8 protein-coding genes and 1 pseudogene are annotated in these 10,437 nt (G+C 60.3%); 3 read left to right on the top strand and 6 right to left on the bottom strand.

From position 1 onward, the window contains the following. From AWB78_RS46060 to AWB78_RS39810, 6 genes are all read right to left on the bottom strand, one after another. Positions 1 to 845, bottom strand: an 845-nt coding sequence (locus tag AWB78_RS46060) for a transposase (protein WP_062612444.1), incomplete at its 3' end; no start/stop codon positions are given. Between the two features lie 146 nt (positions 846 to 991). Continuing rightward, positions 992 to 1,423, bottom strand: a complete 432-nt coding sequence (locus AWB78_RS39830) for a hypothetical protein (RefSeq protein ID WP_062612441.1) — start codon at positions 1,421 to 1,423, stop codon at positions 992 to 994. Positions 1,424 to 2,117: 694 nt separating this feature from the next. Beyond that, entirely contained in the window at positions 2,118 to 2,510 is a 393-nt protein-coding gene (locus AWB78_RS49985; RefSeq protein ID WP_062612439.1) for a hypothetical protein, read from the bottom strand. Further along, complete coding sequence (locus AWB78_RS39820) at positions 2,511 to 2,828, bottom strand: AtuA-related protein (protein WP_062612437.1); 318 nt, start codon at positions 2,826 to 2,828, stop codon at positions 2,511 to 2,513. Next, a complete protein-coding gene (locus AWB78_RS39815) occupies positions 2,825 to 4,174 on the bottom strand; it encodes an acyclic terpene utilization AtuA family protein (RefSeq protein ID WP_062612435.1) in 1,350 nt (449 codons plus the stop codon). Before AWB78_RS39815 ends, AWB78_RS39820 begins: the two co-directional genes overlap by 4 nt. 15 nt (positions 4,175 to 4,189) lie before the next feature. Then, complete coding sequence (locus tag AWB78_RS39810; protein ID WP_062612433.1) at positions 4,190 to 5,494, bottom strand: CitMHS family transporter; 1,305 nt, start codon at positions 5,492 to 5,494, stop codon at positions 4,190 to 4,192. Between the two features lie 100 nt (positions 5,495 to 5,594). Between AWB78_RS39810 and AWB78_RS39805 the strand changes: the two genes are divergently transcribed. From AWB78_RS39805 to AWB78_RS44540, 3 genes and pseudogenes are all read left to right on the top strand, one after another. Further along, complete coding sequence (locus AWB78_RS39805; protein ID WP_062612431.1) at positions 5,595 to 6,488, top strand: LysR family transcriptional regulator; 894 nt, start codon at positions 5,595 to 5,597, stop codon at positions 6,486 to 6,488. Positions 6,489 to 8,858: 2,370 nt separating this feature from the next. Next, a pseudogene (locus tag AWB78_RS39795) lies at positions 8,859 to 9,314 on the top strand (SDR family NAD(P)-dependent oxidoreductase); the annotation flags it as partial. 686 nt (positions 9,315 to 10,000) lie between these two features. Continuing rightward, positions 10,001 to 10,437, top strand: a 437-nt coding sequence (locus tag AWB78_RS44540; RefSeq protein WP_510183598.1) for a Rossmann-fold NAD(P)-binding domain-containing protein, incomplete at its 3' end; no start/stop codon positions are given.

Here is a 10,437-nt window from a genome sequence, read left to right as displayed (position 1 = left end):
CCTAGGCAGCCGGCCACTTCGCGGCGGTTGTGAAACTGTCGCCAGCCGAACAGTTCCCTGACCAGCGTCCAGGCGCTGCCTGCTCCGATACCTGCAAGGCGCGCGAGTAACGCGATTGCTGGTTGAGCGCCGCTGCGAACCTCACGCTGCTGCTGCGCCTCGAGCGTCCTGATCTGGCTGGCAGCAAGCGTCAGCCGATCGCATTCGCGGTCGATCTCGGCGCGCACACCTGGCAACAAACGGGCGGCGTTCTGTGCCCACCAATGCGTCCACGCACGCCCACCGATGCGCTCGACCCGCAGGTTGTGGAGTACCAGCAGCGAGCGGATCCGGTTGCTGTGGGCGGTACGTTCCTGCCTAAGGCGATCGAGCTCACGGTGTACCCGCCGGCCATCCTCCTGTTCGGGAGTCGGGATGCGCGCGACTGCCCACACCCGGCATTCACCCGCGTAGTAACGCATCAGCATCGACAGCAGTTTGTCGCTGTCGAGACGGTCGGTCTTGGCGCGGCGCCTGCGCCGGTTCACTTCGATACTGGCCGAATCCACCACCAGGTTCGTGATCTGATGTTCCTCCAGGCAGCGGTGCAGCCAGAAACCGTCGCGCCCGGCTTCGTAACAGCTGCGCACCGGAGCCTCGGCGGCCAGATGACAGCGGACCTTGGCCTTCGCAATCGCCGTGAAGACTGCGGCCGTATCGCCGGCGGCTACTGTGCAGCGGCTCGGCGCGCGCACCCCATCACCCAGCGAAAGCTTCCAACTCCTGTCGCCCAGCTCAAAGGCGACATACAGCGTTCCGGTGATAGTTGTATTCTGCCCGTGAAGGGCTGTGCGAGGCGCATTCATTTGCGTACTCCTCTCGGAAAACGGGTATCGGAATCCTCGTTTTACTCCAGGAGGCTTACTTCCGCGGCCCTTCCATAGTATCTAGCGCCGCCCTTGGACTCCCTGCCTTACGCACAACGAAACGGAGCGTTCTTTTCCCGGACAATTCACTCATGATCGCCCGCCTGATCAGCACGTTCCCCTTTCAGAAGCACTTCCCGACTGCTTGCCGGACTAATCGTCAAGACGCGCCGCGCGGCGTCTTTCGTAAGCCGATGGTCGACCCAGATCCGGCCCCATCGGATCGCGTACTGCAAAGCCTGTGCTGGGTCGTAGAAGTAATCGAGCGCGTGGAAGCAGCGCTGTGTCGGGCAGCTTGGCCCTTCAATCACAAGATGGGCTGCGTGCAACGCGCCCTTCAGGGCTTCTGCTTGCGCCATCAAACGATACCCTCGATGTTGAGCCTGGAAGGTCACACAGCCGCTGCGTCTGCTTTTCGAGACGTTCCGCAGCGACGCCAAAATGTGGCCACTGATGGTTACGGAGTGTTCCTGCCCAACCGTTGGGGTTTCATTCAGGTGTTTTGCTTGCATCCTCATGGCTTGAATCCTTCGAAGACGATCCGATGCCGCCGCTGTTTTGGTGCGCATGGCTGAAAAGCTGCGCGCAAGCAGTGGAAGGGAACTCGTGCTTGTTCGGCACGCGAGCGGACGTCCTTCACGCAAGTCGTGATGGGGTACCGTCGGTGGTCTACAGAAAGGTGTTGCGCCCGGCTCTCGCTTTAATGACTTTTTGAGTTATGCGAAGAGCCGGGCAGAAGGGAGTGCTGACTTGTCTGCGCGGCTGGCGCGGTTTCGCGGGCGATTCAATGTATCGGATTTTCGATGCCCGCCAGTGCCCGTCCCATCTAACACAGGAATGCAAAGAGTGACAAGGTAGAAATGCGGAACGAAAAACACGACTATTACCCCAAGGCAGTAAGCAGTGAGCGATCAAGAATGTGGCCTGCCCATTAGAGCGCACCTGTTAGCTTTTTGCAAGCTTCGCGCCCGCCAACGTCATCGCCGCGTCAAATCGTCGCTTGGGTCGGTACATGTCTTACCTGTGGGCGAGCAGCTCGCCCGCCTTGAAGAGTTTGGGGCCTCGTGGACTTAGGCGATGCGTCAGCCTTCGAACCGTCCTCATGCGGACAGCAGTTCAGCAGGCAACTCGACAGCTACCTCGTATGTGCGGATGTGCACAATGTCCTTCCTCGCAGGGTCAGCTCACTTCGAAGGCGTCGGATCGCTATTTTCAGCATGCGGCTATCAGTACCGTATGCTCGCGAACGATCTGAGGGGCAAGAAGATGGTGCCGAAGCGCGGACATGTGCGAGCGCGCAAGCTCTCCGATTTCCCGGACTGCATTCGTCACAGCGCCGAAGAGATCGTGTTCCTGCTGCAGGGTTCGCTCGAACTCAGGTTCGAGACCGGCGCTGTGTTCGAACTGAAGCCCTGCGACAGCGTTCACTTCGACAGTTGGGTCGGACATGTGTATCTGAGCGCGGGCAGGAAGTCCTGCGGAAGTGCTGGTGTGGCGCGCGGACGCGCATCGGTCTGCCGACGTGATGTCCTTGCGCGGCGCTACCCGGCGAGGGAACGGTTCCGACAACTCGTCGAGCGCCCGGCCGCATCCCTTGACGTCCACTCAACGCGCGACCGGCTCATCGATGTCGATATCGAGCAGCGCCGCGCTGATCGACTTGCCGTGTGCATCGAGCGCGAGCGAACGCGTGACGCCGCCGCCGAGCGCAAGTCCAAGCACGAAGTTAAATGCGCCGAGCAGTGGCAGCTCGTAGCGCACGACCTCGCCTTTCACAACATCGGCGAGATGCTCCTTCACGCGCTGGGGCATCAGTTGTGCGCGCAGATGCGCGTAGTGTTGCGCGTCGAAGCAGATCACCGAGACGTTGAGCGTATTGCCCTTGTCGCCGGTACGGCCGTGCGCCAGTTCACGCAGTTTCATCGTTGGCTCTCCACGAATTCGAAAACGGGATTCACATGCTCGCGCTCGAGCAGCACGGATTGAACGGCGATGACTTCGCGCGTGGCTTTGGTCACGCCGCCGCCGCCCGCCGGGCCGTTGGTGTAGAGCGTTTCGACTTCGTTGCCGATGCGCGCCGCTTCTTTCGGGTCCGATGTTCGCCCCGCCACGCGGACGCGGACCTCGAAAGGCTCGTCGTGGCGGGCCGCGAGCGCATCGCCATAGAGCGCGTTCACGCCGATCAGGTCGAAGCGCAACTCGCTCGTATCAACGCCGGTAATCGCGAGACGATCACGCACTATGTCGAGCGCCAGCCGCGCGCGCGCCACGGCGCCCGGGCCGCCGTAGGAAATCTGGCCTTCGCCGATATAACCTTCGACATAGGCCACCGATGTTTTCAGTGTCGCCGTGCGCGCGTGGCCGCATCCGCCGGTCACGCGCACGCGATCCTTCGCCTGTTGCGCGATCCGAACCTGCGTGAAATCCGCGACGACATCCGGCTGGAAGTAGCGCGCGGGATCGTGGATTTCATAGAGCAACTGTTCCTTGCAGGTGGCTTCGGTGACGCAGCCGCCAGCATGCGGCACCTTCGTCACGACAACCGCGCCGTCCGCGCTGACTTCGCCGATCGGAAAGCCGAGCCGCGCGAGATCATCGACGTTCTTGCGGCCCGGATCGGCGAAATAGCCGCCCGTGACCTGGCCCGCGCATTCGAGCAGATGGCCGACGACGGTCGCCTGTCCGAGCGTGTTCCAGTCGTCCATGCGCCATCCGAATGCGTGGATCAGCGGCGCGGTGAACAGCGACGGATCCGCGACGCGTCCCGTCAGCACGATATCCGCACCCGCCGCGAGCGCGGCGACGATCGGCGCGGCGCCGAGATACGCATTCGCCGAAACGATGCGATCCGCGTAGGCGCTGACTTCATCGCCAGTTTCCTCGAAGCGCAGATTCGAGCGAAGGACGGTATCGAGCACATCGTCGCCGGTGACGGCCGCGATCTTCAATCCGTGCAGGCCGAGTTCGCGCGCGATCTTCGCCGTCTTCAACGCCGCCGCGCGCGCATTCGCCGCGCCCATGTTCGAGATGATCCGCACGCTGTTCTTCGCCGCCACCGGCAGCACGGCGCGCATGCGCGCTTCGAGCAGCGGATCGTAGCCCGCGTCGGGATCGTTGCGGCGCGCCTGCTGCGCGATGGCGATGGTGCGTTCGGCCAGACACTCGAACACGAGATAGTCGAGCGCACCGTGCTCCGCGAGCTCGACGGCGGGCTCGATGCGATCGCCCGAATACCCCGCGCCCGTGCCGATTCTGATGATGTCTTTCATGATGATGCTCGCCCTTTACAACGGAAACACGCCGAGCACGACGCACGCGATCGTCATGACGATCGACGCGCCGAACAGCAGCGGAAACGTGAACTTCTGATGATCCGCGAGATCGATGCCGCACAAACCGACGACGAGAAACGTCGCGGGCGTGAGCGGGCTCACGGGAAAGCCGGTCGTCATCTGGCCGAGCAGCGCGGCCTGCCCGACATGCACCGCCGGCACACCGAGTTGCGACGCCACTTCGGCGACCACCGGCAACACGCCGAAATAGAACGAATCGGGATCGAAAAGCATGGAAAGCGGCATCGACAACAGGCCGAGCGCGACGGGAATATGCCCCGCAAAAGCGGGTGGCACGAAGCCGACCGCCGCCTGCGCCATCGCTTTCAGCATGCCGCTGCCCTGCATGATGCCGGTGAACACGCCCGCCGCCAGCAGAATGCCCGCCATCATCAGCGCGGCGCGCGCGTGGGCGTCGATGCGCTTTCGCTGCATATCGACGTTCGGGTAATTCACCATCAGCGCGATGCACAGGCCGACCATGAACATGATCGCGGGCGGAATCTTCTCGCCCATCACGACCATCGTGCCGAGCACGACGATCGTCAGAACGATGTTGAACCAGAAATTCTTCGGGCGGCGCAGCGCGGCTTCCTCGGGCGTGAGCTTGCGTTCGGGCATGGGAATCGCGCCGTTCGCGCTCGAATAGCCGAGGCGCTTCTCCTCGCGCCGGCCGAGCCACCACGCCATGCCGAACACAAACACGAGGCCGATCACTTGCACCGGAATCAGCGGATTGAACAGCGCGGAAATCGGCAGATGCAGCGATGCGGAGGCGCGGATCATCGGCCCGGTCCACGGCAGGAAGTTGATGCCCGCCGCCATCGACACGGCCGCCGCGAGCACGCGCTTGTCCATGTTCAGGCGGTCGTAGAGCGGCAGCATCGCGGGAATCGTAACGAGGAAGCAGACCGCGCCGGATCCGTCGAGGTGGATGAGCAGCGCGAGCAGCGTCGTGCCCATCACGATGCGCGTCGGTTTCGTGCCAACCGCGCGCAGGATGCGATCGATGATCGGGTCGAGTGTGCCGGCGTCGGTGATGGTGCCGAAATAGAGAATCGCGAACACGAACATACCGACGACGGGCGCGAGACTCTTGAGGCCGTCGATGACGAACTTGCTGGTCTGCAGCCCGAAGCCGCCGATCAGCGAAGCCGCGATCGGCACGATAATGAGCGCGACGAGCGGAGACATGCGCTTCGAAAGAATCGCCCCGAGCAGGACGACGATGGTGGCTAAGCCGAGCAACGGCAGCATGAACTTGTCTCCGAATCTTGTTTTTTGATGTGGCCCAGAGTAAGTTCGAATCGGCGATAACACAATTGAAATGATTTGATCGCAGCTATCACGAACCGTAATGGATCTGAACCTACGCGATATTCGGGCGCTGATCGCCGTGGCCGAGGCGGGCAGCTTCACGCGCGCCGCCGAACGGCTGCACCTGTCGCAGCCCGCGCTCACGGTGCAGATTCGCAGGCTGGAGGAGGTGCTTGGCGCGCGTCTGTTCGATCGCAACAGCCGCAATGTGGCGCTGACGCCGACCGGCCGCGAGTTGCTGCCGCTCTTGCGCAAATCGTTGCGCGACATGGAGAACGTGCTGCGCGATGCGCGCGCCCTCGGTGAAGGCGAAAGCGGCACGATCCGCATCGCATGTCTGCCCACTTTTGCGGCGAGCGTGCTGCCCGAACTCATCATCGGCATGAAGCGCGAAGCGCCGCGCGTCGTTTTCCGGATCCGCGATGTCGTGGCGAGCACTGTCAACGCGCTCGTCCGGGACGAGGAGGCGGATATCGGGCTCACGGGCGGCGAGGTGCACGACCCCATGCTCGAGGTCCTGCATGCGGGCGTCGACCGGCTCGTCGCCGTGTACCCGGACGCGCATCCGCTCGCGAAGAAGCGCCGCATCGGTCCGGGCGATCTGGCCGGGTTGCCGCTCGTGCTCACCGCACCGGGAACGAGCGTGCGGGCGGTCGTCGACGCGGCGCTCGGCATATCGGGCGGGCCGCTCGATATCGCGTGCGAACCCACTTACATGATGACCGCCGTCGCGATGGTGCGCGCCGGTCTCGGCGTGACCATCCTGCCCGAGACTGCTCGCGAAGTGCGTGCCGAACCGGGGCTCGTCGTGAAGGAAATCGACCATCCCGCATTCGTGCGGTCGATTGCGATCGTGAAGAAAAGAGGCAGAACGCTGCCGGCGATCACCGGCAAGTTCGTGCAACGGATGCGTCAGAGCATCGAGCATCGTTGAGTGTGGAACGGGTGAGTCATCGGACCCAAATCAACGCTCAAGTAGACCTGGTTTCGACGCGCGAGCTGTCCGCCAGCGTAAGCGCGTTGCGCTTGGTCATATCAGCCGTATTCCGCCCGTCTGCCTTCGAATCTTACATAACTACGCTTGTGATCGACGCGCTGGAGAAGATTGGCGAGCCCAAGTGCGAAACAGCATGAGCACGAGCTCGCCCTTGGACCTCCGGTGCACGTTGCTCTGTGATGGCTGTGCCCCTGGGCAGCCGGACGCTCGAAGCAATTTTGTATCTTCGCCAACGGACAACGGGCTTTGGCCGACCATTACGGGAGGGCCGAAGGACAAGGCGCGCCGCACACGACTTCGTTCTGATTGCGGAGGTCGTCATGACCGTGGAAGCATGGGCTGAAATGCAAAGATTCGAGCGTGTTGTGCCCGTTCGCGACTATTTCCGCCCGAATGAGCTGAGAACAATATTACGAAGAGGTTCGGAACAAGATCGTGCGAACCAATGGAATCAGTTGAGGGTCGCAATTTGCTCCCAAATCGTCGTTATCTGATAATGTCAAATTCATTGCGGGATGTCGAAGGTTGACCGGCAAGGGCGGATGCTAGGGGTACGGAGAGAGCGCCCGGTTCGCTGCTAGAGGTGGAGGCGCGGAGGTGTCATCAGACAATAAAACGTCGACTGCTTTACGTCGGAAAATAGTGCGATTCAATTGGCGAGTGCGGAATCGCTCCTGTCTAGTAACGATCCCCCATGCAGTTCCGTCTTCCCAGGAGGGCGTCATGGCACAGCCGAGTATTGACGAAATCGTCAGGTCCATCGCCCAGGATTTAAACACGCCTTCGGAAATTGCTTTAAAGACAAGTCCGATGCTCTGCCACGTCCGACGCCAAACGACACGCCAAGTGGTGACAAGCAGCATTGCAGCCGGCTCCAGTTCCCCGGAGAGGTACCTGAGTTCGTCAGCTTTACGCGGCTGTAGCGCACCGGCTACTTCCTGGCACGAACACCGAACCAGACCAGATGTCAAAGCGCGAGCTTGGTGCAAGTGACGAATGTCTCGCGCTGATACTGGTGTCCTGCTTCCTCGCTCCGCTCATAGTCGGGCACGACACAGTTGTCGGACTGACTGGTGACACTGGCCATCGTCGCTTCCGCACGGCCGCCCCCATGCCGGCTCGCGCCGTTCGACGCAAAGTACACCTGACTGGTCGATGCTGTTCTAGGTTGTCGCTCTGGTTTTGGTCTTTGTCGTTGGCGGCGCATGCGCGCTTTCGCCTCGTCTTTTGCGATTGGCACACTAATCGTAATAGGCGGCTTTGCCTATTCACTTCATCGTGCATGGGCCGACTCGTGTGTGGACGGAAATCTGCGCGTGAGCGTTCTGCCGTTAAGATAAGTTCAGTTTTATCTCGATAGCCGCGTTTGTAGGCGAAGGAAGTCGTGCGAGGCCGCTCACGCAAGCAAAGTTGTGCCTAAATTGCAAGAGAAGTTGGGTACTACCGCGTGAATTGCCACGGAGTGCGTGCTTTGCAGGCGTATTTTCCGGGAAACGTTTGAAAGCGTTCACGCAATGATCATTTCGCCGCACGTCACGATTCAACTTCGGTAGCAATCGCCGTTCGCGACACAACTTTCCTTGACGAACAGGGCCCCGATAGCAACAGCTTCACTTGCAATCGAAACGCTGCTCGAGTCCTATCGGGCGGGCTTGAGCGCTGGATTGTGCGTCGCGCAACGATAGACCCAAGTTTGTTGCGAGCGGCGCGCACGCAAACTGAATTTGTTAATAGTCCTCATCGTACCGTCGATGGTCGGCTTGCGCCCGTGCGTTGCGACAAAAACGTAAGTACTTCGATATTTTCGGGTTGCATCGGCAAGTGTCCGAGCGTCTCGCCAGAATCCGTCGTGGCACCGGGCGGCACGCACGGATAGTGCAGCGCCGAACGGGTCTCGATCGGCGCGGGGGCTACGGTGGAAAAAGGCGCGAACGGTAAAGCGACCTTACAGATGCAGCATCGCGCACAGAATCCACGATTGGAACCCGTCCTTCGTTGTCTTGGTGAATCCCGACGCCCAGCGCTTTCATGGTGCGCCGAACTAAGGAGAGACGTCAGAATGGACTTGCCTCCTTGGTCGCTAAACGTGAGGGCGAAGGTGAGCCTGTTGGATGCGATGAGGCTCCAATGGTTTGAGAACAATGTGTCCTTGCCGGAGACAGACCTTGCCCTCTGCAAATACAGTCTCTGGTATCGAGGTATTCAGCCGCCTGCGGCTTTGCTCGTGTTACGGAGTTACTTTTTTAGACCGCCATCGTGGCGCAGAAATTGCTCATAACGCCTTCACCAAGAAACCAAGGAGATCAAATGCGAGGTCGTGTAGCAGGAAAGTCCGCCTTCATAACCGCTGCAGCGAAAGGAATTGGCCGTGCCGCTGTGGAAGCTTACTTACGGGAAGGAGCGAGGGTCTTCGCGACGGATGTCGATGAAGGCGCTCTCTCGACCCTTGAGCCTCATCCGCAGTTGACAACCAACGTGTTGGACGTCCGGGATACGGAGATGGTGAAATATGTGGCTCATCGGGTAGGTCCGGTGGACGTGTTGTTCAACTGTGCTGGATTTGTACATCAGGGTGCGATTCTCGACTGCGAAGAGAGTGACTGGGACCTCGCCATGGACTTGAACGTCAAAAGTATGTATCGAACAATGAGGGCATTCCTACCTCATATGCTTGAAGCGGGTGGCGGTTCAATCATAAACATGTCATCAGCGGTATCTAGCCTGAAGGGTGTCCCGGATCGATGCGCATACGCGACAAGCAAACGACGTTCGGAAGCCGCGCGGATGTTACCCGCGTAGGTTGCTCATTGCTGTAAGAACGGCGAGAGAGGCTCGCTTCATGTCGACACCATCGCAGGACAGACAGCATGGCGCATAAACGCGTTCGGATAGGCACGGCGCATTTGCTCGCGACGTTGTAAGGCGATTTCCTCGTGTCTACGATGATCTCTTTCATCACGAGCGGTTCGACATGCCGCTTCTCGGGTTGTTCAGCGCGGCGTTCTCTCCCGAGGCACTTCGTCCTGGTCTCGATCCTCCAATAACAACGGCAGCTCGAGGGTGGTTTGTTAAGCAAAACATTTCTTTTTCGCCTTTGAGTCGATCCGTCATTAGCACCACGATTAACACTGACGTTGGCCAGGTATGTCTTGTGCCCTGAAGCACCGATACTTGAGATCGCTCGATCTCACCTGCTGTCTCTCATTCGGTCAGTTGTGTGTTATCCCAGAACATAATCGGGCGCTAGTGGATTGCCTTCGGCCTTTCGGTCGGTAGAACTCAAAAGTCCTCAGCATGGCACATAAGTTGCCTTTAGCAGACCCTCTCGTCGCATTCAAGTCGGTGCGACGCAAGCAGACGGTCGGCCCGGAGCTCCGCCTTTGGGATCGCTCGGTTTTTCGTCGGCGTGGGAAATGCCGACATCACCCACTGGCAAAGGATGTTAGTGAATGGATATTGGTGTGCCAAAGGAGACATCGTGCGGCGAGCACCGGGTGTCGATTACCCCTGAAGTCGCAAAGAAGCTTTGTGATCAAGGTCATTCCCTTAAGGTAGAAGCAGGGGCGGGCGCCTATGCAAATGCGCCCGACCAGACCTACGTAGATATTGGTGCGGAGATAACGGACCACAAAACGGCGATGGGCTGTGACATCGTACTCAAAGTCAACACCCCGAGTGATTCAGAATTGAGGTTGATGGAACCTGGGGCTGTTCTTATCGGTATGCTCGACCCCTTCGACGCAGACAGCAACTCACGGTTTGCATCGGCCGGCGTCACCGCGTTCGCCCTCGAAGCCGCGCCGCGCACCACGCGCGCGCAGAGCCTCGACGTGCTCTCGTCGCAGGCGAACATCGCCGGGTACAAGGCGGTGCTGATGGCCTGCCA

This window comes from Caballeronia calidae, from assembly GCF_900044055.2.
GTDB lineage: Bacteria > Pseudomonadota > Gammaproteobacteria > Burkholderiales > Burkholderiaceae > Caballeronia > Caballeronia calidae.
Note: the sequence above shows the minus strand (reverse complement) of the source record. Positions and strands in the feature narration are given on the sequence as shown.